Source organism: Planococcus sp. FY231025 (genome assembly GCF_052078085.1).
In the GTDB taxonomy this organism is placed as follows: Bacteria; Bacillota; Bacilli; order Bacillales_A; family Planococcaceae; genus Planococcus.
On the sequence record NZ_JBQJJG010000004.1, the window covers coordinates 429,750 to 454,316 of the forward strand.

Annotated in this window: 23 protein-coding genes; 22 read left to right on the forward strand and 1 reads right to left on the reverse strand. The window is 44.3% G+C overall.

What is annotated here, in order from left to right:
* Window positions 1-70: 70 nt before the first annotated feature.
* The 21 genes from ACTL32_RS05385 to ACTL32_RS05485 all read left to right on the forward strand — a co-directional run bounded on the left by ACTL32_RS05385 (window position 71) and on the right by ACTL32_RS05485 (window position 21,830).
* Entirely contained in the window at window positions 71-1,117 is a 1,047-nt protein-coding gene (locus tag ACTL32_RS05385) for an SIS domain-containing protein (protein WP_441340499.1), read from the forward strand.
* 36 nt (window positions 1,118-1,153) lie between these two features.
* Window positions 1,154-2,425 (forward strand): ABC transporter substrate-binding protein, encoded by a 1,272-nt coding sequence (locus ACTL32_RS05390; protein ID WP_441340500.1) that lies wholly within the window; start codon window positions 1,154-1,156, stop codon window positions 2,423-2,425.
* A 78-nt stretch (window positions 2,426-2,503) separates the two neighbouring features.
* On the forward strand, window positions 2,504-3,385 hold the full coding sequence (locus ACTL32_RS05395; protein ID WP_441340685.1) for a carbohydrate ABC transporter permease: 882 nt from the start codon (window positions 2,504-2,506) through the stop codon (window positions 3,383-3,385).
* Window position 3,386: 1 nt separating this feature from the next.
* Window positions 3,387-4,313, forward strand: a complete 927-nt coding sequence (locus tag ACTL32_RS05400; RefSeq protein WP_441340501.1) for a carbohydrate ABC transporter permease — start codon at window positions 3,387-3,389, stop codon at window positions 4,311-4,313.
* A 15-nt stretch (window positions 4,314-4,328) separates the two neighbouring features.
* On the forward strand, window positions 4,329-5,144 hold the full coding sequence (locus ACTL32_RS05405; protein ID WP_441340502.1) for a PfkB family carbohydrate kinase: 816 nt from the start codon (window positions 4,329-4,331) through the stop codon (window positions 5,142-5,144).
* A 75-nt stretch (window positions 5,145-5,219) separates the two neighbouring features.
* Complete coding sequence (locus ACTL32_RS05410) at window positions 5,220-5,963, forward strand: GntR family transcriptional regulator (RefSeq protein WP_441340503.1); 744 nt, start codon at window positions 5,220-5,222, stop codon at window positions 5,961-5,963.
* Between the two features lie 36 nt (window positions 5,964-5,999).
* The gene (locus ACTL32_RS05415) at window positions 6,000-6,671 is read left to right on the forward strand and encodes an HAD family hydrolase (RefSeq protein ID WP_441340504.1); all 672 of its coding nucleotides are present in this window, start codon (window positions 6,000-6,002) and stop codon (window positions 6,669-6,671) included.
* A 672-nt stretch (window positions 6,672-7,343) separates the two neighbouring features.
* On the forward strand, window positions 7,344-8,816 hold the full coding sequence (locus ACTL32_RS05420; protein WP_441340505.1) for a sensor histidine kinase: 1,473 nt from the start codon (window positions 7,344-7,346) through the stop codon (window positions 8,814-8,816).
* 4 nt (window positions 8,817-8,820) lie between these two features.
* Complete coding sequence (locus ACTL32_RS05425; protein WP_441340506.1) at window positions 8,821-10,368, forward strand: response regulator transcription factor; 1,548 nt, start codon at window positions 8,821-8,823, stop codon at window positions 10,366-10,368.
* 197 nt (window positions 10,369-10,565) lie between these two features.
* A complete protein-coding gene (dctP, locus tag ACTL32_RS05430; RefSeq protein ID WP_441340507.1) occupies window positions 10,566-11,624 on the forward strand; it encodes a TRAP transporter substrate-binding protein DctP in 1,059 nt (352 codons plus the stop codon).
* 127 nt (window positions 11,625-11,751) lie between these two features.
* Window positions 11,752-12,216 carry a TRAP transporter small permease gene (locus ACTL32_RS05435; RefSeq protein ID WP_441340508.1) on the forward strand — a complete coding sequence of 155 codons (465 nt, stop codon included), beginning with the start codon at window positions 11,752-11,754 and terminating at the stop codon, window positions 12,214-12,216.
* Window positions 12,213-13,511, forward strand: coding sequence for a TRAP transporter large permease (locus tag ACTL32_RS05440; RefSeq protein WP_441340509.1), 1,299 nt, complete (start codon window positions 12,213-12,215; stop codon window positions 13,509-13,511). The genes ACTL32_RS05435 and ACTL32_RS05440 overlap by 4 nt, the downstream gene beginning before the upstream one ends.
* 25 nt (window positions 13,512-13,536) lie before the next feature.
* Window positions 13,537-13,959 (forward strand): ureidoglycolate lyase, encoded by a 423-nt coding sequence (locus ACTL32_RS05445; protein WP_441340510.1) that lies wholly within the window; start codon window positions 13,537-13,539, stop codon window positions 13,957-13,959.
* 4 nt (window positions 13,960-13,963) lie between these two features.
* On the forward strand, window positions 13,964-14,926 hold the full coding sequence (locus ACTL32_RS05450; RefSeq protein ID WP_441340511.1) for an MBL fold metallo-hydrolase: 963 nt from the start codon (window positions 13,964-13,966) through the stop codon (window positions 14,924-14,926).
* Window positions 14,927-14,938: 12 nt separating this feature from the next.
* Window positions 14,939-15,694, forward strand: coding sequence for an SDR family NAD(P)-dependent oxidoreductase (locus ACTL32_RS05455; protein WP_441340512.1), 756 nt, complete (start codon window positions 14,939-14,941; stop codon window positions 15,692-15,694).
* 10 nt (window positions 15,695-15,704) lie between these two features.
* A complete protein-coding gene (locus ACTL32_RS05460; RefSeq protein ID WP_441340513.1) occupies window positions 15,705-16,601 on the forward strand; it encodes a hypothetical protein in 897 nt (298 codons plus the stop codon).
* A complete protein-coding gene (locus ACTL32_RS05465; protein WP_441340514.1) occupies window positions 16,525-17,499 on the forward strand; it encodes an alpha/beta hydrolase in 975 nt (324 codons plus the stop codon). Before ACTL32_RS05460 ends, ACTL32_RS05465 begins: the two co-directional genes overlap by 77 nt.
* 22 nt (window positions 17,500-17,521) lie before the next feature.
* Window positions 17,522-18,454 (forward strand): dihydrodipicolinate synthase family protein, encoded by a 933-nt coding sequence (locus ACTL32_RS05470; protein WP_441340515.1) that lies wholly within the window; start codon window positions 17,522-17,524, stop codon window positions 18,452-18,454.
* Between the two features lie 64 nt (window positions 18,455-18,518).
* Window positions 18,519-19,685 carry a mandelate racemase/muconate lactonizing enzyme family protein gene (locus ACTL32_RS05475; protein WP_441340686.1) on the forward strand — a complete coding sequence of 389 codons (1,167 nt, stop codon included), beginning with the start codon at window positions 18,519-18,521 and terminating at the stop codon, window positions 19,683-19,685.
* A gap of 42 nt (window positions 19,686-19,727) precedes the next feature.
* Window positions 19,728-21,194 (forward strand): alpha-ketoglutaric semialdehyde dehydrogenase GucD, encoded by a 1,467-nt coding sequence (gucD, locus tag ACTL32_RS05480; protein ID WP_441340516.1) that lies wholly within the window; start codon window positions 19,728-19,730, stop codon window positions 21,192-21,194.
* 213 nt (window positions 21,195-21,407) lie between these two features.
* Window positions 21,408-21,830 (forward strand): YybH family protein, encoded by a 423-nt coding sequence (locus ACTL32_RS05485; protein WP_441340517.1) that lies wholly within the window; start codon window positions 21,408-21,410, stop codon window positions 21,828-21,830.
* Window positions 21,831-21,919: 89 nt separating this feature from the next.
* Here the strand turns inward: ACTL32_RS05485 and ACTL32_RS05490 are convergent, their stop codons facing one another.
* Window positions 21,920-22,753, reverse strand: coding sequence for a MurR/RpiR family transcriptional regulator (locus tag ACTL32_RS05490; RefSeq protein ID WP_441340518.1), 834 nt, complete (start codon window positions 22,751-22,753; stop codon window positions 21,920-21,922).
* A 157-nt stretch (window positions 22,754-22,910) separates the two neighbouring features.
* On the opposite strand from ACTL32_RS05490, the gene ACTL32_RS05495 reads away from it, so the two are divergent.
* A complete protein-coding gene (locus tag ACTL32_RS05495; protein WP_441340519.1) occupies window positions 22,911-24,494 on the forward strand; it encodes an ABC transporter substrate-binding protein in 1,584 nt (527 codons plus the stop codon).
* Window positions 24,495-24,567 lie beyond the last annotated feature (73 nt).

The window sequence follows — 24,567 nt, forward strand, 5'->3', positions numbered from 1 at the left end:
TAAAATACTACAACATATAATACTAATTAATATAACGTCATATGACGTTATAAATTTTGGAGGTGTTGAAATGAAACAGGATCAAGGCACATGGGTTGAAGAAGCGGTAGGCGGAATCGTCAATGAAGTACAGGAAGTGAACATGAAACCCGAACACATTGCCCAGATTTCTGCGGTGGCGGAAGCGGTGAAGGCGAAGGAAATCAAGAACGTCTACTTTGTGGCATGCGGCGGATCGATGGCTTCGCTGTCATTCGGCGAGTATTTCATCAGCAAAGAAACGGACGTGCCAAGCTTTGTCTACACGGCAAATGAATTTATCCATCGCAACCCGAAAGGCGTCGGCGAAAACACGCTGGTCATCCTGCGCTCCCATTCCGGCACGACGCCTGAAACGGTGAATGCGGCAAGCTTTGCCCGCGAAAAAGGTGCCTTGACGGTAGCGATCTCGATGGAAGCGGAGTCGCCGCTTTGCCAGGCGGCCGAATACACCATCCATTACAATTACAAAGACGGATCGGATGCCATTGACGGCGAAGTCGGGATTTTCTACACGCTGTTGTTTGAAGTGCTGAACGTGCTCGCGCCGAACGAAAAATTCAAGCGCGTCATCCGCCAGCTGCCGAACGTCGGTGAATTGATTGGGAAGAACATCGAACAATTTGCGGATGCGGCAAACGAATTCGGCAAAAAGAACAAGCGCGAAAAAATCATCTACACGATGGCGAGCGGCGCTTACATCCACCACGCCTACTCGTTCACAAGCTGCCTGTTGATGGAGATGCTGTGGATCCACTCCAACGCCATCCATTCCGGCGAGTTTTTCCACGGACCGTTTGAAATCACCGATTACGATGTGCCGTTTTTGGTCATCAAAGGAGACGGACCGAGCCGTCCACTGGATGAACGGGCATTGGATTTCGTCCAGAAATTCAGCGATAAAGTGGAGGTAGTCGATATCGAAACATTGGATTATGATGGGATCGATGAAGATTTGAAAGAATACTTCGGGCCGGCGCTGGCTGGGTCGGTTATGCGCTTATACGCAGATGCACTGGCAGAGCATACGGGCCATCCGCTGTCCGTCAGAAGATACATGTGGAAAATGGATTACTAAAAATAAAACCGGGGTTCACGAGAAAGGGGATACGAAATGAAGAAAACACTGCTTTTTTCGATTTTGTTGCTTCTGCTTTCAGCGTTTCTGGGTGCATGCAATTCAGGTGAGGAAAAAAACGCCAGCGCGGATGGAAAAACGGAGATCGACTTTTTCCACAGATGGCCGAACGAACCGAGAAAATCGTTCTATGATGAAAAAATCAAGGAATACATGGAGCAGAATCCGGATGTCCACATCAACGTGGATTATGTCCTGAACGATGCTTACAAAGAAAAGATCCGCGTCCTGGTTTCAAGCGATAAATTGCCGGACATCTTCACAGCCTGGTCCGATTCGTTCGCTGAGAACCTGGTTTCATCCGAACGCATCATGCCGTTGAATGACGTCATCAAGGAAGACGAGGAATGGTCGTCGAAAATCATCGACTCCCAGTTCGGCGGCTTCACGTTCGATGACACGACCTACGGCATCCCGTTCACTGTAGACGGCAAAGCGTTCTTCTACAACAAAGCGATCTTTGAGGAAAACAACATCGAAGTGCCGAAAACCTACGATGAGCTGACTGCGGCACTCGACAAGCTGCAGGATGCCGGCTACAAAGAGCCGCTTGTGGAAGGCTTGACGAACACTTGGGCCATCTCGCATTACCTGGGAACCATCTTCGAACGCGTAGTGGATCCGGCAGTACTCGACAAGGATTATAATGCCGAAACGGCTGAATTTACAGACCCAGGCTATATCCAGGGGCTTGAGATCTTCGAAGAGCTGACGGGCTATATGGGCGATGTTTCCACTGCGATCGATCACGAAGCGGCGCGCAATATGTTCGCAGCCGGTGAAGTTCCGGTGCTGTACATGCAGTTCGCAGAAATCAAGATGGTTGAAGAAGCGGGAGAAGTGGAATTCGGATTCTTCGACTTCCCGGAAGTTGAAGGCGCGAAAGGCGACCCGACTGCATTGACAGGCGCACCTGAAGGGTGGATGGTCAGCAAAAACGCACCGGAAGAAACGATCGATTTCCTGAAATTCCTGACGTCGGAAGAAACGGCGGCCGATTTCACGAAAACGGACGGCCAGCTGAACGCCGTTGAAGGGGCGGTCACTGCAGACAACGTCAACCCGACGAGCCTGGAAGCCTACGAGCTGATCACCAATGCTTCTTCGACAGCTCCTTGGTTCGACAATGCAGTCAACATTAACGTAGCGGATGTGTTCATGCGCGGCGGACAAAGCTTGGCAACCGGGCAGACCACACCTGAAGACATCCTGAAAGAAGCGCAGCAAGAAGCACAAAATCAGAAATAACAGCAGTGCAGAACTGGATAAGTCCTAATGTTCACTTGAATATTAGGACTTATTAAAATGAAAGAAGGTGCAAGTATGATCGCCAGAAGAAACCGCATTGTCCCAGTCCTGTTCATATTGCCTAGCTTGTTGATTCTAGGCATCTTCATTTATATGCCACTTGTCCAAAACTTCTATAACAGCTTTTTCGATTTCAGCGTCTTTTCCCCGACAAAGGAATTCATCGGTTTTTCCACCTTTGAACAATTGTTCGGCGATAAAATCATCATGACGGCCCTAGCCAACAACATCAAATACGCGGTCATTTCGGTGATCTTCCAGGTGGCGTTCGCACTGGTCCTTGCCACTATTCTTGAAGACAAACTGTTCCGGCGGATCGCTCCGCTGCTGCGGGTCATCTATTTCATCCCGGTGATGATCTCGATTTCCGTCATTGCGCTGCTTTTCAACTTTATCTACAATCCCCAAATGGGCTTGTTGAACAGCTTCCTCGAATTGATCGGCCTGGGGAATCTGGCTGTTCCATGGCTCGGGAACGCGACGACTTCCATTTATGCCGTCATTGCCATGTCACAATGGCAGAGCATCGGCTTTATCACGATGCTGTTCATCGTGGCGATCCAGAAGATCCCGAAGGAATTGTATGAGGCTTCGGAAATAGACGGCGCCGGCAAGATCCGCCAGTTTTTCAGCATCACCGTCCCTCAGGTGAAAGAAGCCTTGTTCGTCAATATGCTGATCACCATCACAGGTTCCATGCTCGTTTTCAACGAACCGTATATCCTGACCAACGGCGGGCCGGGCACGAGTTCGATGACGCTGTCGGTCTACATGTACCAGCAGGGATTCTTCAAAGACAATATGGGGTATGCATCGGCTGTCGCCACATTGATTTTTGTGATAACCGCAATTTTCGCCCTGATCCAAATCAAGGTTTCGGGAACCGGAAAGGATGAGTAGGATGATAAAAACAAATGAAAACCTCAAAGTGGATGTGCTTGAGCGCGAAAAGCAGACAAAGAAGGAGCGGCCTGCCAAAGGAGCCAAAACCGCGATGAAAACCAATCTTCAAGGAAAACTGACGAAAAACATGGTTCTCCTTGGGCTGCTGCTGTTTGCTTTTATCATCCTGTATCCGCTTTTCTGGATGGTGGTTTCTTCGTTAAAAAGTTATGATGAAATCTACAACAATGTCTGGGGCTTGCCATCTGTCTGGCATTTCGAGAATTACGCGACGGCCTGGTCGATGGGGATTTCCGGCTACTTTTTCAACAGCTTGTTTGTCACACTGGCCACCATTGTGCTGGTCGTCCTGATCGGCTCGATGGCAGCGTTTACACTGTCGCGCTATAAATCAAGATGGATCGACGTGGCGCTGATTTTCACCATCGGCGGCATCATGATGAACCCGCAGGTCGCGCTGATTCCGCTGTTTGAGCTGTTAACTTGGCTGGATTTGATCAACACCCATTGGGCGCTGATTTTGTCCTATGTGGCCTACCGGCTGCCGCTGACGATTATCTTGATCCGTGCGTTCTTCCTGAGCATCCCGAAAGAGCTGGAAGAGTCGGCGATCATCGACGGCTGCAGCGAGTTCGGCATCTATGCCCGCATCTATCTGCCGCTGTCGATTCCGATCATTGTCACGACGATTGTACTGACGGCATACTTTGCCTGGAACGAATTTATGTTTGCAACGGTGTTTATTGATTCAGATGCGTTGAAGACCATTCCGTCCGGCCTGATGAACTTCAGGGATGCGCTGCGGACCGACTGGGGCGTGCTGCTTGCCGGCATGGTCATCGCAACGATTCCGATGGTGATTCTGCTGGTGTTCCTGCAGCGCTATTTGGTCAGAGGGCTGTCGGAAGGATCTGTGAAAGGATAAGAGGGGGAAAAGAGAATGAAGTTGATTGCGGTTGGAGATAATGTGGTGGATTGCTATTTGGATCAGGAGAAATACTACCCGGGCGGGAATTGCGTCAATGTGGCGGTCAATGCCCGGAAAAACGGAGCGGAAGAGGCCGCCTATATCGGGATATTTGCAACGGACGACAAAGCGGCGCACATCAAATATGCGCTCGGGCAAGAAGGAATCGGGTTCGGCCTTTCGCGGACAGCAGAAGGCATCAGCGGCCAACCGCGTGTGGCGCTGACAGAAGAAGGCGACCGCGTATTTGTCAGCGGGCCGAAAAACACGGTCCAGCGGCGCTTCAAGCTCCAGCTGATCGACGAGGACCTGGATTTCATCAAAGGGTTTGATGTATGCCACGTCAGCTGCTATTCGTCGATGGAAAGCGAATTGGCGAAGCTCTCGGAAGTGATTGACATCTCGTATGATTTCTCCAATCATCTGGAAATGGAGCATATCGAAAAAGTTGCACCGTTCATCGACTACGCTTTCTTTTCGGCAGCGGATTTATCGGAAGCCGAGCTGAACTGGTTCATTGAAAAGCTGAAGAGCTTCGATTTTAAAGCGGCTGCCCTGACAAGAGGCAGCGAGCCGGCTTTGTTCATCAGCGGCGGGAAGGTTTATGCGCAAAAGCTGAAGAAAATTCCGGTCGTCGACACGATGGGGGCCGGAGACAGTCTGATCGGCGGGTTCCTGGTCCATTACCTGGACGGGGCCGGCATGGAAGAGGCGATTGAAAAAGCCACAGAGTCGGCAGAAGCGACATGCGGTTTTTACGGAGGTTTCGGCTACCCGAAAGCCTTCTAAAAATTGTCTTAAAAGCACTCCTCGTGTACAGTTGAAATAACAGAACTATCAAAATTCAAGTATAGGGGAGTCTTTATGAAGAATCAGAACACGACAAATATGGATAGTCCTATATTGCTTTATGACCAGATCAAAGCCGGCATCAAGGAACTCATTAAAACGAATCACCTGAAGGCGGGAGACAAGATTCCGAACGAATCGGAGCTGTGCGAAATCTTCAATGTCAGCCGGATCACCATCCGCCGCGCCATCAAGGAGCTCGGGCAGGAAGGCGTTATTGAAGTGATCCGCGGCAAAGGGACATTCGTCAAAGCTTCCAAAAAAGACCTTCATTTATTGAATCTGAAAGGGTTTACGGAAGGCCTGTCGACAGAAGAGAACAATATCGAAAAAGAGATTCTGTACAAGCGGATCATCAAAGACGACTCTGAAATCGCCAAGGCGTTCTCGTATGTGCATGACGAATTCGTGGAGCTTGTGCGGATTGTCAAAGATGCCGAAGGGCCGTTCAGCGTCGACTATGCGTATTTGCCGCTCGACATCTATCCGGGGATCTACGATAAACTCGATAATAATGTATCGACGTTCGCGATGATCCGGGAAGAGTACAAAGTGCCGTTCACCAAAGTGAAAAAAGAAATCGAGTACGTCCATCCATCGGCGGAGATTTGCGGCTATCTGGGCATCAATAAAACCTCGACGGTCATTCTCGTCAAGAAAATCATCTACCGCCCGGATGGAATCCCTGTCCACTACTCGAAGTATTACTTGGCAGGAGACCGGGTGAAGTTCTACATCGATGCGGATTACACTGAATAAAGGCCTGCTTCTATTTATAGGAAGGGAAGATGGACGATGATCAAAGGAATTATTTTCGATTTTGATGGTTTGATCCTTGATACCGAAACGCATCATTTCCGGATTTTGCAGGAGATGTTCGGCGAGCACGGCACCGAAATGCCGATCGAGCGCTGGCAGCAGGAAATCGGGACGCAGTCCGGGTTTTCAACCTTCGGTTATTTGCAGGAGCAGATCGGACGCGAAATCGACCAGGAAGGGCTGAAGCGCGAATTGGAAGAACGGTTCCATTCGACGCTCGCGGAAGAAGGAGCGCGCGACGGCGTAGAGGATTACCTGAAGAGGGCTAAGGAGCTGGGGCTGAAGATCGGGCTTGCTTCGAGCTCGGATTACGGATGGGTCTCTAAATACTTGCGGAATCTGGGATTGTTCGACTATTTCGAGTGCATCAAAACAAGCGACGATGTCGAAAAAGTGAAGCCGGATCCTGCCTTGTACCTCCAGGCAGCACATTGTTTGGGGCTTCAGCCGGAACAATGCCTGGTATTTGAAGACTCGGCGAACGGCGCATTGGCCGCAAAAAGGGCCGGTATGGGATGCGTTATCGTACCGAACGCCGTGACCCATACGATGGATTTCTGCGAAGTCGAACACCGGCTGGATTCAATGGCCGACATGCCGCTTCACGACCTCATCGAACACATCAAAAGCCGGAAAGTTTCCAACTAGCAGCCTGCAAAAACGTTACAGCGGGTTGTATACATAAAACGGCATGTGGATAAGGAACAGAGAGGGAACTTACCCACATGTGGATAAGTGCGGCAAGGGGAGAGTTATCCCCGATTTCAAGCTTTTTCAACCACATATCCAAGTGAACCGCCTTTCCAGTGCACAGTCGCCGGAGAGGCGGTTTTTTGTATGGCAATTATAACGGGAAGGTTTTATCATTTCTTGAAAATAATAAAATTAATCTTTATTTAAAGAACTTAGTATTTAAAAAATGAACACTGTATTACCTATTTTACAGCAAATTTAATTCAACTGCCTTTTACTTTTCTGAAACAAGGTATACTCAGAATTGTATTCTGACTTTTTAAATAATTATAGATTTAATCCACTTATGTAAGGGATAATTAGATATGGGAACTATGAGTAAAAAAGTAAGCTACATTAAATCATTTATACTGCTAATTGCTCCGACATAAGTAGTTGTATAAAGAGCATTCCTATTGCATCTCTGCACTTTTCCTAACCATTTAAGGCGAATTTACCAACATGGAATAGTCGAAATCTATTCATCTTTTTTACTATTTACTAATTGCAGTAATAACAGCACTGCCCCACAGTGAAGAAGTTTATACCGCCATAAAAGTGACTTAACTGGGAAGAAGGGATTGTAATATGGGAAAAAACAAGTCAATCAAATTTAGGCTATTACTGATTTTAGTCATTCTGTCTTCCGTATTCTTGGCTGGAAATTGGGTATCCAATAACGCTAACAATGACATTAGACATGAATACAATCTTTATTTAGATAAAAACACCAAATTAAGCACACTGCCTGTACTAATTAATGAACTGGCGACTAACTTTGATATTTTAACAAGAAACAGAGGAAAAGAAACAATTGCGCAGATTCGTTTATTAAACGGAGAAGTTTCTTCTATTTTGGATTCGATTGAGCCGACAATAAAAAACGATAGGGAAAGTCTAATGTATTTTAGAGCTTTATCCAATATGCACACATATCAGCAAGAAAAGGTGAAAAACATTATATTGGTTCAGCAATACGACAGTGAAAGCTATAAAGACGTGGTGTATATCAAGAGCCTATACAATTATATGAATAGCTCTTCACAGTCTTTGATGATGTCCTATCAGGAATCCAGCAGCAAAAATTATGCACAAGCTATGGAGGAAATCAGGAAAGAAGAAGTAAGCATCAATTCGATGCTCGTTCTTTTCGGTTTCTTTAGCATGATCTTTGCATTCATGCTTTCAAAGGATATTTTCAAGACCTTGAAGGAGTTGTCTACAAACGCAAAGCTATTGGCTAACGGAGAATGGCACATGCCTGATATTCCGCAAATCTATTATAAAGAACTGGATCATGTAGCAAACGCCTTTAACAAAATGAAAGAGGATATCAATATTTACATTATGGAAGTGAATAAAAAAGCTGAAGTTGAACTTCAGCTTCAAAAGCAGAGCTTATTGACTATTGAGAAGGAGAAACTATTAAAGGAATCGCAATTGCTGAATCTGCAAATGCAGATGAATCCGCATTTTTTGTTTAATACGTTGAACATGGTGGGAAGAACTGCCATGTTGGAGGATAATCAGTCCACTATCAAATTAATCGAATCGATTTCTGTTATGCTGCGCTTCAATTTGGAGAACGAAGGGAAGATGGTTCCGCTAGAAGATGAATTGAACGCTTTGCAGGCTTATATTTTCATACAAGGTATGCGTTTTCAAGAAAGGATTACGATCTGTTTGAACAATGAAATGGATATGGAACCATTTCTGATTCCTCCTTTAAGTCTTCAGCCGATTGTAGAAAACTGTCTGATACATGGCCTCTACGATATTAAATCAGGGGGAGAAGTGAATATCAGAATAAGCGGGAAAGAAGATGCCGCTGAAATTACCATTCAAGACAATGGGAAAGGGATAGATGAAGAGAGATTGAACTGGATATTGAACTCTGAGGAAGAGGAACAGTTGCCAAGGGAGAAGAAAAAAAGCATCGGCCTCGCCAATGTGAAAAAAAGATTGGAGCTTACTTTTAATCAGGAAGACCTCATGCAGATCAAGAGTACATTAAACGAAGGCACGACCGTGCACATCAAATTACCAAGGAAAGTGAGATGATCCCATGCTGCAATTGATGATCGCAGAAGATGAAGTCATTGAAAGAAAGTCCATCAACTTTATTTTGAAGAAGTATTTTAGTGAGAAAATAGATATCGTCGGCGAAGCATCAAACGGGGCAGAAGCTGTGGAGAAAGCGCTGGAAATACGGCCAGATATTATACTAATGGACATCAACATGCCGGAGATGGACGGTCTGACGGCCTCAGCGGAAGTGAAAAAAGAGTTTCCGGAATGCGAAATTATTATTTTAACGGCATATGGCCAATTTGATTATGCAAAGAAATCGATTGAGATTGGCATTACCGATTATTTGGTCAAACCATATTCCAATGAGGATTTCTGCAAGTCATTGGAAAGAATCATTCTTAAAGTGAACCAAAAGAAAAATGAAAACAGCCATGTAAACTCATTGAAAAAGCGGACAGAGCGAATGTCCCAATTTATCGAAAGAGAAATGATTATGGAAATGGTGCACTCAAGAGAGATTTCGATGGACAAAGTGCTGCAGCTTAAAGAGTTTTTGGAAATTCAGGATGAAAAATTCAAATGCTTAATTTACCGGTCCACGTTGGAAGGGAAATTTAGCGACTCCGTTTTATCAAAAGTCATAACAAGTTATAAAGAAATAACCCCCCACATCATCTGCTTTTCATTTTTCAGTGAATTCGTCCTTTTTTTATTTTCCAATGACTTAGAACAAAGAACGGCAAGCCCGGTTTTTAAAGACCTTCATAACAGAGTGCAAGAAGACCTGAAACAAGTGGATTCTTTGCAGATCTTACTGGGAGAAAGTGCGGTCTATCAGGATTTAGGGAACATCAATGATTCTTACAAAGAGGCAAAAAAACAATTTCATCGCAATCTATCCCTGTTGAGCCAAGAGCTGAATATTAAAAGACCCAATTTGTATAAGCAAGAGAATGTGCTGTGCGAAAAAATAATGAACACAGAGATCAATGAATCTATGTCGCTTTTGAAAGAGATACTCCTGGAGATTAAAAGCAAAGGAGAACTCAGACAAGTCAAAAGCTATGTACAGCAACTATGTATTTTAATCGAAAGGCGCGTTATCCAGTTTTACGAGGGGAATTTCAAGTTGAAAGACGTTGAAAATGTTCTGGAAGAAATTGAGCAGATTGAAGAGATGAAAGAACTGGAGTTTTATTTGGAAGAAATTGTGATGGATATCATCATTTATATTGAGGAGCAGCGTCAAGACCAGCCAAATCGCATGACGGAGAAAGTAAAGCTGTATTTGAAAGAGAATTATAAGAACTACGATATTTCCCTCAATCAAATGGCTGACCATATTGGGGTCAGTTCGTTTTATCTCAGCCGTTCATTTAAAAAACAAGAAGGCATGACATTCAAGGAATTCCTTACAAAAACAAGAATGGGGGAAGCTATCCGCCATATGGAAGAAGGCAAGAAAACCATTCAGGATATTGCGCTGGAAGCAGGATTCACAGACCCGAACTATTTCAGCAAGGCTTTTAGGAAATATACTGGACTCTCCCCAAGAGAATATATGCAAAACCTTAAAAGATGAAAACTAGGACAAAAAATCACCGGTATGGCAACTTATCACCGTAGTTATCGGAATATTCAGATGCTATCCTTTAGACAGAAACTAAAAGGGGGAGAGGAAATGCAAAACAGGAATGTAAGCGTTATCATTCTTAACGGCCAATGGATAAATAAAAAATTATTCGGTATGTACAAATCCATGGAAGGGGAGATGCAGGGATGAATAAAAATCTAAAAATTATCCTAACGCTTTTTGTCATGATGATGATTCTTGTTTTGGCTGCTTGTGGAGGATCCAACGAAACGACCAGCACATCCGCTGGAGGAGATTCGGAAAATAAAGCGGGCGCAGCAGAAGCGCAAGAAAAGGTGGTTCTTAAATTTGGAGAACTCAATCCCGACACTCATATCGTCACAAAATCGATTTACGAATTTGGCCGACTGATTGATGAAAAAACAGATGGCCGCATCACAGTTGAAGTCTTTCCTTCAGGACAATTAGGAGATCAGCAAACAATGATTCAATCATTGCAAATGGGTGCTTTGGATTTGTACAGAACGAATCCTTCCTACTTGTCGGATTTGGGGATGGCGAAGATGAATGTGCTGCATCTGCCATTTCTTTTCAGAGATGTGGACCATGCTTGGAACGTCATCGATTCACCGGTTGGCCAGGAATTTCTGGATGTTATCAATGACTCAGGACAACAAATGATCGGTTTGGGTTATTTAGCGGAAAGTCCACGTAACTTTTTCTTCCGTGATCAGCCGGTCACTAAACTGGAAGACATGAAAGGGCTGAAGCTGCGCGTTCCGCCTAGCCAGATGTATCTTGATATTGTTCAATCGTTTGGTGCGAGTCCGACACCGATTGCTTTTTCGGAGCTATACAGCGCCTTGCAAACTGGAATCGTAGATGGAGCTGAGCAGCCGATCGCGGGATATGATGCCAACAATTATCAGGAAGTCGCGCCTTACTATACGATGAATGGCCATGAACTGGCACCAAGCGTCATTCTGGTTTCCGAGCTTACTTGGAATTCTTTGAGCGAAGAAGATCAGAAATTGATGAAAGAAACGATGAAAGAAACGGAAGACTTCATGCACAAACTAGGAAAAGAGGAAGATGAGAATTCCCTGAAGGCTATGGAAGAAGCTGGAGTGACGATTTCCGAATTGGAGGACCGTGAAAAATGGGTGGAAGTTGTAAAACCGCTATATGAAAAATACGGTGCTGATTATTTGGACGTCATTGAGGAAATCCAAGCAACTCAATAATTATATGTAAATAAGTCGATTTCATAATGCTTCACGATCTAGGGATGAAATCAGTAGAGAGGAATTTTCCTAGATAATATATCGAGGGAAATTCCTTTTCATATTGACAGGGAAGGCGGGAGAGTCAATGCCTAGTTTAAAAAGAATATATGATGGGTTTTTCTCGATCATTTTAACTTTATGTAAAATCATGCTTGCTCTGCAGGTTATCATCACCTCTTACATTGTATTTGGAAGATATGTCTTAAACAGTACACCTCCATGGGGAGAACCAGCAATCCTTATGTTGATGGTTTGGTTTTCACTTCTTAGCAGCGCGCTGGCCTTTAAGGACAACACTCATATCAGAATGAGTGTCATTGACTTGATATTGCCTCGCAGAGGTTTAAGGGTTTTTCAAAGAATGTACTATCTTCTTACGTTAGTCTTTGCCTTGTTTATGGTCAAAGCGGGTTATGAATTGATTCAATTGACATCTAACAGCCTGATTCCAGGATTAAAAATCTCTTCTGCTTGGCTCTATTCATCCGTCATGGTAACGGGAGTTTGTATATTAGTAGTCTTATTTGGGAAAGCGAGGAGAGTAGCATGATTACAGATCCAATAGCAGTCACTATCCTTCTGGGAACCTTCATTGTGCTGATTGTCTTGGGCTTTCACATTGTTTTTGCAATTGGAATTGCCACGGTTGCTACTACCGTGTACATCGATATTCCATTAATGACAGTAGCTCAAAACATGGTTAAAGGAGTTAACGTCTATGCGTTAATGGCTGTTCCGTTTTTCATTATTGCCGGGGAAATAATGGGTTCCGGAGGGATTTCAAATCGCTTGATTGAATTCTCCAACTCGTTAGTAGGCTGGGCCAGAGGCGGACTAGCACAAGTGAATATTGTAGCCAGTATGTTTTTTGGAGGGATTTCCGGGTCTTCTGCAGCAGACACTTCCTCAATCGGCTCTGTATTAATCCCGATGATGAAAAAATCCGGGTATGACTCGGAATTTTCGACATCGGTTACGATGACAAGCTCGGTTCAAGGGATCCTGATCCCTCCAAGCCACAATATGGTGCTTTTCGCACTAGTTGCAGGTGGTGTTTCAATAGGGGAATTGTTTTTGGCAGGGTTAGTCCCAGGCGTTCTTCTCGGGTTGGCGCTAATGGTTTATGTATACATCCTGGCTGTTAAACGGAAATATCCAGTTGGTGAAAAATTTAATCTGAAAGCCACGATTGCCTCCTTTTGGAAGTCGATTCTAGGGCTGGGCACGATTTTCATTGTAGTAGGCGGAGTTGTTTCTGGTGTTTTTACCGCTACTGAATCAGCGGCTATTGCAGTTGTTTATGCATTGATCATCACGTTTTTTGTCTACAGGGAAATTCCATTGAAAGAAATCAATGGGATTTTGGGAAGAAGCATCATGACATTATCCATTGTCATGATTTTGGTCGGGGTATCCAGCGCTTTTGGCTGGTTGATCTCTTATCTCAAAATTCCTGCTTTCATTTCAATGAGCATTCTTGGTTTTTCTGATAGTAAGTTCATCGTCATGCTGATTGTGCTGGTTTTACTTTTGATACTCGGCATGTTTATGGATATGGCTTCACTGATCCTAATTATGACTCCAATCCTTTTGCCGATTGTTGTGCAAGTAGGCGTAGACCCCGTTCATTTCGGAGTCATTATGATCTTGGCATTAGGGGTCGGTTTGGTAACGCCGCCAGTTGGTTCGACCTTGTTCATCGGCAGCGCTATCGGAAAAGTCAGTATTGAAAAATTATCGATTGCCATGCTGCCTTTTTACGGAGTAATGATAGTGACCTTGCTAATCATCACGTTTATTCCCGATATTGTCCTGTTCTTGCCTAATTTATTAAGCGATAAATAAAAAATGAATAGATGGGAGGAGGAATATGAAAAGCCCGATTAAAAGAATTACTGCTGAAAACTTCTCTAAATACGGGGGCGTTTTAGGACAAGGCGGAGAAACAGGGTTTAAGGTCTTTTTCGATGAAGACGAAAAAGTTGGTTGGAGATTGGCAGTGTCTACCTTTGAAAATACAACTATAAAGAAACTGGCGCGTCATCCGAATACAGTGGAAAGCTTCTCCCCGCTTCAAGGAGTTTCACTTCTTTGTGTAGCCGATTCCGAAGTCCCGGGAGAAGTTGATGCTTTCTTGCTGGACAGACCGATTTTCATCCACAAAAATATCTGGCATGGAACGCTGGCATTGACAGAGCAAGCTGTTCTTTCGATATGCGAGAACTCATATGTGGAATCGGAAGAATACGAGTTGGAAAATCCTTTTGAAGTATTGGTGACAGGAGGCGTATAAGCAAGTGGAACTCTTTCCAGGTGTCCATAGAATCGAAGTGCATTATCATAACCGCTATCTGTTTCAGCATATTCTAGTCGGAGAGGAGAACCTTCTTTTTATTGATTCTGGAGTTGCTGCAACACCGGCCGAGGCGATAAGACCCTACGTTGACAAGGAAAAGATACTGGAAGGGCAATCACCCTTTCTATTGGTCACTCATGGGGATTCAGATCATAGCGGAGGGAATTCTGCACTGAAAGAGTTATTCCCGCAACTGACAATAATGGCCCACCGATTCGACAGCGAAAATATAGAAGATCCAAACCAGCTATTGAAGAACCGGTATAACGAGCTGGCATATTTAGGGATAGCTAATAGCGAAGAAAAAAACAAGCAGTCGTTAAAGAATATGGGAGACAAATGCAGCTTGGACCTGGCCTTGAGCGGAGGGGAGACTTTCCGTTTATCAGATGACTGGAAAGTGCATTTACTGCATTCTCCCGGACATACAAAAGGGCACATGATGGTATATGATCCGCGTCATCGTATGGCAATTATTGCAGACGCCATTCTGGGAAAAGGGGTTCCGGCAAGACAGGGAGGAATGGCTCTTTGTCCCACCAACCGCTATACAGGGATGTATCTTGAAACCATTGAAAAAATAGAAGCACTGGATATTGATCATCTTCTGACAAGCCACTTCCCGCTTATTTCGGGAAAAGAAGAAATCGATAAATTCATAGCAGAAAGCAGAGAGTTCGTCTCCATGGCAGAAGCATATATTTTGGAGGAAACAGAAAAAGCTGGTTCTGTTTCTGTAGGTGATTTGATCCTTCATGTGGGACAGAAGCTAGGGGATTGGCCGGAAGAAAGAAACTTTGATTTGTTTTACTGCCTGCAAGGCGGGCTGGAGGAGCTGGCCCGAAAAGGGGTTATGATGCCCGAAGAAAACCCGGAAGGAATTGTTTGGCGAAGAAGAAGTTAGGAAGGTGCAGGTATGAAAACAGCGATTGTAACAGGAGGCGGCTCTGGTATTGGAAAAGCCATTGCAAGAGAATTGGCCCGCGAAGGTTACCGCGTAGTTGTGGGAGATCGGAACGAAGAGAATGCAGCCCTTGTCGCAGAAGACATCAATAAAAGCGGAGGGGAAGCCCGTGCGCTGCTTGTGGATATTGCAGATGAAGAATCCATTATCCAAATGATTGAAAAGACGGTGGAATGGACCGGGGAAATCGACTTGCTGGTGAACAATGCAGGCGTGAACTTTCAATATAGTGTTGAAGATTGCCCGCCGGATGAGTTTGACCGCTGTATCGCGATCAATTTAAAAGGACATTATTTGTGTTCAAAGCATGCAATCCCTTTGTTGAAAAAAGAACAGGGTTCAAACATCGTGAATATTGCTTCAACCCATGCGATTCGTACCCAGCCAAATTTTTTTCCCTATAATGCCACCAAAGGAGGCATTATCAGCATGACAAAAGGAATGGCGATCGACTTGAGCAAATACGGGATTAGGGTGAATGCAGTTTGTCCCGGTTTTATACAGACTGCTATCATGGATCCGGAGCTTTATGAAGAAAGCGATTATTTGAAAAAGGTTTTGCCTTATCACCCTGCAGGGCGCATCGGCCAGCCGGAAGATATCGCTTATGCGGTGGCTTTTCTGGCATCTGAGAAAGCATCGTTCATCAATGGAGAGGCAATGGTTGTGGATGGAGGGAGGAATGCACTGACTTACACCTTGGAATAGGAGGAAGGCGATGCAAACTTTTATTCAAAGCAAATATCTTCATATCTCAATTGATGATGTAATAGAGATTCTCAGAGAGCTGGAGCAGCAAAAGCATAAATCGGTATGGGATCATCCTGTCTTTTCGTTTTTCAAGAAGCTAAATGAGCAGTATGGAGCGGTTTTCTCCTTGTATTGTTTTTATTTCAGCAATGATGGCCGCTGGAATTTAGGCCAAATGCCCGAACACTTCAAAGCAGAATTTGAACAATCCTCCAACTGGATGCGGTTCGGGTTTCATTCCTATCATCCTGAAAGCAAGTATGGCTTATCTAATAAAAATTTGTCGGCGCAGGAAGCATTCAAGCATTACTCCTTGATAACGGAGTCAATTTGCAGATTTGCCGGTGCCCAGGCGATCGATACCGTACCCAGAATCCATTTCTATTTGGGAACCAGGGAGAAAATCACGGTCTGGAGGGATGCGAAGAATGGAATCGAGGGACTGCTCACCGCAGATGATGACAGAGAAGAAGTCTATTATCTGGATGAGATTCAAAGAGGGAACCTGATGAGAAAGGGATATCTTTTCGACTCTGCTGAGAGCCTTTATTTTATTAAAACAAATTTGCGCCTTGAAAATGAAGCAGCCCCCGTAGAAAAACTGGAGGCCAGAAAAAACGATTACCAAGAACAGGGACATATCCAATGCATTTTTACACATGAGGAAAAGCTGAATTCCCGAATCATTAAAAAGAAGATAGAAGACTGCTGCGAATGGGCAAGCTTGAACGGCTATGAATTCCTGTTTCCAATGGATGCCTTGCCGAAATGCCAGAAAGGAGAGCTGTATGCCTCTGCATCCCGAAATCCAAAAATTCCTGGAAGCTCAACCGGTGCCGGCAGCTGGACATATTCCGACTGTTGAAGAACTTCGAATGAGAAACAAGGAGTTGACGGTTCCCATTGAGCAGCGTCCTTCTGTCTTTTCTGTTGAGGATATGCAGATTTTACTGGAGAAGAGAACCATTAATATCCGGATTTACACACCTGAAGGGGGAGGGCCCCACCCGCTTTTTATCTATTTTCATGGTGGAGGGTTTGTTTTGGGAAACTTGGATACGCATGATGTGATTTGCCGGGAAATAGCTAAGTACAGCCAGCATCAAGTTGTTTCGGTGGATTATCGGCTGGCTCCGGAATCTCCATTTCCAGCAGCGCTCGAGGACGGTTATGAAGTGTTGGAGTGGCTGTGGCTAAATGGCGATCAGCTTAATGGAGACCGGTCCAGAATTAGCATCGGTGGAGACAGTGCAGGAGGGAATCTGGCGGCGGCTGTCTGTTTAATGGCCCGTGACCGGCAGAAAGACATGGTATCGAAACAAGTGTTGCTGTATCCCGTCATTGACTATTTTCAGGCTGAAGAAGAGACTGTCTATGGGTCATACGCTGCGTTTGATCGGTATGGATTGACTCGCATGAGAATGGGCATGTTCTGGCAGCATTATGTAAAGGTGCCGGAAGCCCGAAACCATCCATATGCTTCGCCTATAAAGGCTGAAAGTCTCCGCAACTTGCCGCCGTGCCTGATTATCACGGCAGAATATGATGTGCTGCGAGACGAAGGGGAGCATTATGCTGGACGGTTGAAGCATGAAGGAACCTATGCAATTTCTAAAAGGGTACCGGGAGTAAATCATGGCTTTTTAAATCGGTTTTATGAATTGGAAGAGTCGAAAAAAGCATTTCGTGACATAGCTGAATTTTTAAATCAGTCCACTAAAGTCTTTGAGAAACAACCGGATGAAATCAAGGAGTATGAATAAAAACAATGAAGGAGGTTTTTATATGGATTATTCAAAGTTCAGCAAAGAGCTGGAAACCATTTCAGGAATCAGCTTAACCCCGTTTAAGGAAGGGACAAAAGAAATCGACTGGGATGCGGTAAAGGAGAATATAGAGTTTCTGATTGGCAACGGGGTTGAAGTGATTGTCCCATGTGGAAATACAAGTGAATTCTATGCTTTGACCATTGAAGAGGCAAAAGAAGAAGTGAAAAAAGTAGTAGAAGCCGTTAATGGGCGGGCAAAAGTTGTGGCAGGCATCGGCTATTCGATGAAGACTGCGATAGAGCTGGGGAAAGATGCCGAACAGGCAGGGGCAGATGCAGTGATGATACATATGCCTGTCCATCCTTATATCACAGATGGAGGATTGATTGATTATTTCAGCGGAATTATCGAAGCCCTTCATATCCCTTCTCTGATTTACTTCAAGGATCCCTCTGTCAGTGATGACGTCATCAAGCAATTAGCTTCCATAGACAAATTAGTGGGGATTAAATACGCAATCAATGACTTGCCGCGTTTTGCAAAAATCGTATCTGAAGTTCCAGCAGATGAAAATAACCTCACATGGATTTGTGGAACAGCCGAAAAATGGGCTCCATTCTTCTACAATGCGGGTGCTAAAGGATTTACTTCCGGACTTGTCAATCTCTACCCGCAAAAGTCATTCGAGCTTCTGGCTGCATTGCAGGAAGGGGATCAGGAGACGATTTGGAGAGTATGGAAAGAAGTGTTGCCGTTTGAAGATTTACGCGCTAAATACAATAACGGCAATAACGTGGTCGTGATAAAAGAAGCGATGGAGTTGGCAGGATTAAGAGCAGGAGTAACTAGAGAGCCGGTAGGTCCGTTGAATGCATCCGACAGGCAGGAAGTTATGGATTTGCTGAAGGTATGGGGCTTTGAATTGAAGGGTGAAAATGTGATTTCTTAAGGCTGAAGAGCCGAAAAAAGTAGTAGTCTGACTCGAAAGAACTGGAGAAGGGGGAAAAACAATGATGAAAATAACGGATCTAAGACTTACTGTAGTGGGAATTCCAAGACATACGGGTTTTGTTAATAAACATGTGATTGTGGAACTGTTTACAAATGAGGGAATCACAGGGATAGGCGAGATGTCTGATTTCTCGCATTTACCCCGGTATGCCATAGATATAAACGACTTAACCAATGTTTTAAAATCCATGCTGGTGGGCAAAAATCCTTTTGATATTTCGTTGATCAACAAGGAACTTCTGGATAATTTTCCAGAAGCCATGTACTACTACGAAAAAGGGAGCTTTATCCGAAACGGTATTGACGCAGCGTTGTACGACCTTTGCGGAAAGTATTTGAATATCTCTGTCGCAGAAATGCTCGGCGGCAGGTACCAGGAGAAGATTAAAGTTTGCTATCCGATATTCCGTCATCGCTTCATGGAAGAAGTGGAAGAGAATGTAGAAGTGGTGCGGCAGCGCTACGCCCAAGGATTCGATGTTTTCCGTTTATACGCCGGGAAGAATGTGGATGCAGATGAAGCGTTTTTAGATGCTATCCAACAGGAATTCGGTTCTAAAGTCAAAATAAAGTCGCTTGATTTCAGTCATTTATTGGATTGGAAGGAAGCGTTGAAGATTGTAAAAAGATTATCAAAATATGATTTCGAAATGGTCGAAAGCCCGGCTGTCAGAAATGATTTTGATGGGCTGTATCATATCCGTACCCGCATAGATCAGCCAATCAGTGAGCATGTCTGGAGCAACCGGCAGCAATACGAAATGATCAAACGCGACTCAGTTGATATTTTCAATATCTCACCTATCTTTATCGGGGGCCTCACAGCTGCAAAAAAAGCGGCATCGGCTGCAGAAGTTGTAGGGAAAAGTGTTCTTTTAGGTACGACGCAAGAACTTTCGATCGGTACTGCGGCAATGGCGCATTTAGGCAGCACATTGCTGAACCTCAACTATACTTCTGATCCGACAGGGCCTGAACTGTATGTTGGGGATGTCGTAAAAAATAAAATCCAATACGAGAACGGTTATCTTCATGTTCCGAATAGAGATATACCTGGATTGGGCGTTGAGTTGGATTGGGATTTGATCGAGAAATACAGAATGAAAGATTTAAGCTGGGGCGAAGTGACGGTGCATCAATTGCAGGACCGCACTGCACAAGTGAAGTGAAAAGCGATAGCACAGTGGAATAAAATCCAGGAGGGATCTTTAATGACAATTCAGACGGAGACGAAAACTTATTTGAATTATATAAACGGTGAATGGAAAGCATCCGATACAGGGAAAACGAGTGACAGCTTCAACCCTTCCAATAGTCAGGAAATACTTGGATCTTTCCAGATGTCTTCAGCCAACGACCTGGATGAGGCAGTCAATGCGGCGAAGGCGGCTCAAAAAACATGGCGCAAACTTTCTGGCGCGGCAAGAGGAGATTTTCTGTTCAAAGTGGCAGCCGTCCTGGAAGAAAAAACAGCATACGTGGCAGAAGCGATGACCAAGGAGATGGGCAAGACCTTTGCGGAAGCGAAAGGTGAAACGGCACGTGGTGTAGCGATTCTCCGTTATTACGCAGGAGAAGGCATGCGTCCGGTCGGTGATGTCATCCCTTCATCTGACAGTGAAGCCCTGATGTTCACAAACCGTACCCCGCTTGGCGTAGTCGGCGTCATCACACCATGGAATTTTCCAGTCGCCATTCCAATTTGGAAAATGGCGCCCGCTCTCATCTATGGAAATGCAGTCGTTCTAAAACCTGCAAGTGATACGGCAGTCACTGCGGCGCGAGTCGTTGAGTGCTTTCACGAAGCCGGTCTGCCCGCTGGTGTCTTGAATATGGTGACGGGTTCTGGATCAGTCATTGGTCAAGGGTTAGCAGAACATCCGGGAGTGGACGGCATCACATTTACAGGATCTAATGCAGTCGGAAAGCAGATTGGCCGGGCGGCTCTTGACCGTGGCATCAAGTATCAGTTAGAAATGGGCGGTAAAAATCCAGTGATTGTCGCAGATGACGCAGATTTAGACTTGGCTGTAGCAGCGACCATCAGTGGAGGATTGAAGTCGACCGGCCAGAAATGCACGGCCACCAGCCGTGTCATTGTCCAGCAAGGCGTTTATGAGGAGTTTCGGAATAAGCTTCTGCAGAAAGTAGCAGAAATTACAGTAGGAAACGGAATGGAAGAAGGCAGCTGGATGGGGCCGGTTGCGAGCAAAAACCAGCTGGAGAATGTCCTTTCCTATATCGAGAAAGGCAAAGCAGAAGGAGCTGAATTGTTGCATGGCGGAAATCGAGTAACGGATAATGGGCTCGGCGATGGCTACTTTATCGAACCGACCGTATTCGATCAAGTCACTGCAGAAATGACAATTGCTCGTGAAGAGATTTTTGGACCGGTCCTGGCATTGATGAAAGTAGAGACCTTGGAACAGGCAGTCGAACTTGCCAATGATTCCGAATATGGTTTGAGCGCTTCCATTTTCACAACGAATATCGGCAATATGCTGGAATTTATCAATGACATGGAGGCAGGCTTGGTTCGTGTCAACGCAGAAAGTGCAGGTGTGGAATTGCAGGCGCCTTTCGGTGGTATGAAACAATCGAGCTCGCATTCGCGCGAACAAGGACGTGCGGCTATTGAATTTTTCACCTCAATAAAAACTATATTTATTAAGAAATAGAAAAGAGCTATGCGATTAAGGGGCTATTACCTCAATCGCATAGCTTTTCTTAATAAATATCATTTAAAATTTTATTTCTCACATTTATAAACTCACTAAGTTTATATAAAAAGTACGCTAATCTGTAAATGGAGAAAAGGTTTGAAATATGGAGGAATTGCCATGAGTAAAGGAGAAAGATACCAAGTAGAAAGTTATATAAGGAGGATCCCTATGTTCAACGAAGTCCAGGACGTATTCAAAAATTACGAAGAAGCGGTATCCGAAAAAGACGTGAAAAAGTTTTTGGCGGGCTATGCACCAAATGTCCATCTGTTTGATTGCTGGGGCAAATGGGAGCATAACGGAATCGGGGAATGGAAGGCTGCCGTTACGGAATGGTTCGACGGCGTGGAAGAAGAAGGCGTAGGGCTACGGGCGGAACTGATGGAGGAAGTGGTCATGGAAAACGAGGGGCTCGCCCATGTGCATGGCGCCATCAAATTTGCTGGACTCGATGAAGAGGGCAAGGAATTCCGTAGTGTCACGAACCGCTTCACATTTCTGCTCGAAAAAGTCGACGGGTCGTGGCGGATCACCCACGAACATTCTTCGCTGCCGATCAGCACAGAGGACGGGAAAGCGATTTTTGGATAACTTTTGAGAAATTGCTCGGATATTAGTTTGTGAAAATAAAGGCGGCATCAAGTTCTATTTCATAGAACTTGATGCCGCCTTTTAAATTTTCATTGTGGTTGTTTATCGTCTTTAAGAAAGTATTTGAACTTGTCACTGTCTGTCACTGTCTTTTTAGCACGCTTCATTACTTCTTGAAGGATGGAGTTTATTAAGGACATTGTGACCGGTCCTTTATCAAACAAGGAATTATTGCCTGCTTCTACTAATGCGACAATGTCAGAATGATCGATTATAGGAGCCAAGCGTGAATCTGTGAAGGCAATTACTTTGATGCCTTTTTTCTTTGCGTCTTCTGCAAAGCGAATAGTATCTAGTGCATACCTAGAGAATGAAAAAACGATTACGCACGAATTTTTAGGAAGGAAATCAAAGACTAGTGCATCAGTTTCTGGTCGGTACAAAGAGGCGTTGCCAAGAGTATAGTTGAGATTGAAAAATAGCCAGTGGGCAAAAGTGAAAGATTGGTAATACCCAGCGATGACAATGCGCTCGCTATTAATAATCGTTTCTACAATCTCTTCAAATTTCTCATAATCTAAATTGCGAATATTATTTTTCAAGAGTTTAATATCTTCCATGAGATGTTCTCCGAAATGGTTTAGCTCTGTTATTTCATTTGTTTGGGCCTCGTTACTATCTTTCGTTTGTAGCAGTAAGTGATTGCGTACATCTTTTTGAAGGCCGCTAAAACCTTCATATCCAATGGAAAGGCAGAAACGGATGACCATCGTTTCGCTAACACCTATAATTTCCCCTATCTGCTTTGCAGAATGGCGCGCAAATATTGAGGAATCGTTTAAAAGGGCATCAGCCACTTTTTTTAATCCTTTTGTTAATTCCGGAAATTTTGTTTTAGTTTCGTGTACATAAGTAGGTATCATAATCTCTTTCTCGCTTTCTTAAAGTTTTAACAATATTTCCTATTGCAATAAAGTATATACTTCAATATAATGATAAACAAGTCCAAACTTTCTGACAATGGAGGAGGTTTACTACATTTTCTTAAAAAAAAATCAAAGAAAAAGGGAGGAAATTTGAATGACAATTAACAAGAAATCGAATTTATTGATGGTAATTCTGCTTGCAGTGTCTTTGTTTATTGCAGGATGTAATTCAGAAAGTGCAACTCCTGCCAAAGAAGCAAATGCCGGCGGTGAAGCTGCTAAAGCCACGGGAGGCACAATCAAAGTTGCATATCCTACGCAACCCCAAACCCTGGATCCTCATGCAACAACCGCAGAAGCGACTCGTGACGCTGCTAAACTGATTTACGAAGCTTTGGTAACGTTGGATAGCAATTATGAAGTGATGCCTCAACTGGCAGATTCATATGAAGTAAGTGAAGATCGGAAAACAGTGACATTCAAACTTAGAGAAGGCATCAAATTTCATAATGGCAATGACATGACTGCAGAAGACGTAATCGCTTCAATGAAAAAATGGGGCGCCGACTCTGCGGAGCTTGGTGAACATGAATGGACGGTTGAAGATGAAAGCACTGTAAAGCTAACTTTAACAGAACCTTCTTCTCTTGTTATGTATTTCCTTGCGGATCAAGGGAATATTGCGGCTATCATGCCGAAAGACATAGCAGAAGCTGCTGATGCAGCTGGCGCAAAAGAATATATCGGCACGGGTCCATTTAAATTCATCGAATGGAAACAGGACGAAGTCGTAAAGTTCGAGAAATTCGAGGATTATGCTCCAGACACGGATGAGACAGATGGCTTAGGCGGTAAGAAAGAAGCCTTTGTCGACGCAATTGACTGGCAGTTTGTTCCGGATGCATCCACACGAGTGAATGGATTGATTAGTGGTCAATATCATTTCGCCCATATGTTGTCGTACGATTCAATACCTCAAGTTGAAAACTCTCCTGGCAGTGTGGTTGATGTCTGGCCATACGGTATCGAAGGATTAGTGTTCAATAAAAAGCAGGGAGTTTTCAGTGATGTGAAAATGCGTCAGGCAGTTAATGCTGCGCTTGATATGGAAGTCATTATGAGTTCCGCTTTCACGGATAAGGAATTCTACCAATTGGAAAACAGCTTGTTCCTTCCTAGCCAAAAAGCTTGGTACTCAGATGCTGGAAAAGAGAACTACAACCAGAAAGATACAGAAAAAGCAAAATCCTTATTGAAGGAAGCGGGCTATAACGGAGAAGAAGTAGTTATCCTTACAAGCCGCGACTATGAACATCACTATAATGCAGCAGTTGCTACGCAGCAGCAACTCGAAGAACTCGGAATAACTACAAAATTAGATGTGTACGATTGGCCGACATTATTAGAACGCCGCGGTGATCCAGAGGCATATGACATCTTCTTCACTGGATTCTCGACAACTTCAACACCGAATCAGTACGTTTTCTTGGATTCTCAAACTGCTTGGCCGGGATGGACAGAAAATGCTGAAATCGATCGATTACTCAAAGAAATCAAGGTAGAAGAAGATTCTGCGAAAGCATTGGAATTGACTGCTGAGTTGCAAGGTATCATGTGGGAAGACCTGCCGATTATAAATACAGGCCATAACTCGCGTGTATCAGGCTACTCCGAAAAACTCCAGGGGTATAACCAAATGCTTGGGCCGATATTCTGGAATGTCGGTTTGAATGAGTAAAATCCGGTTCTACCCATCAACCTTCTATGTTTCATAGAAGGTTGATCTCTTTTATTCCCTATACCCCATCGTA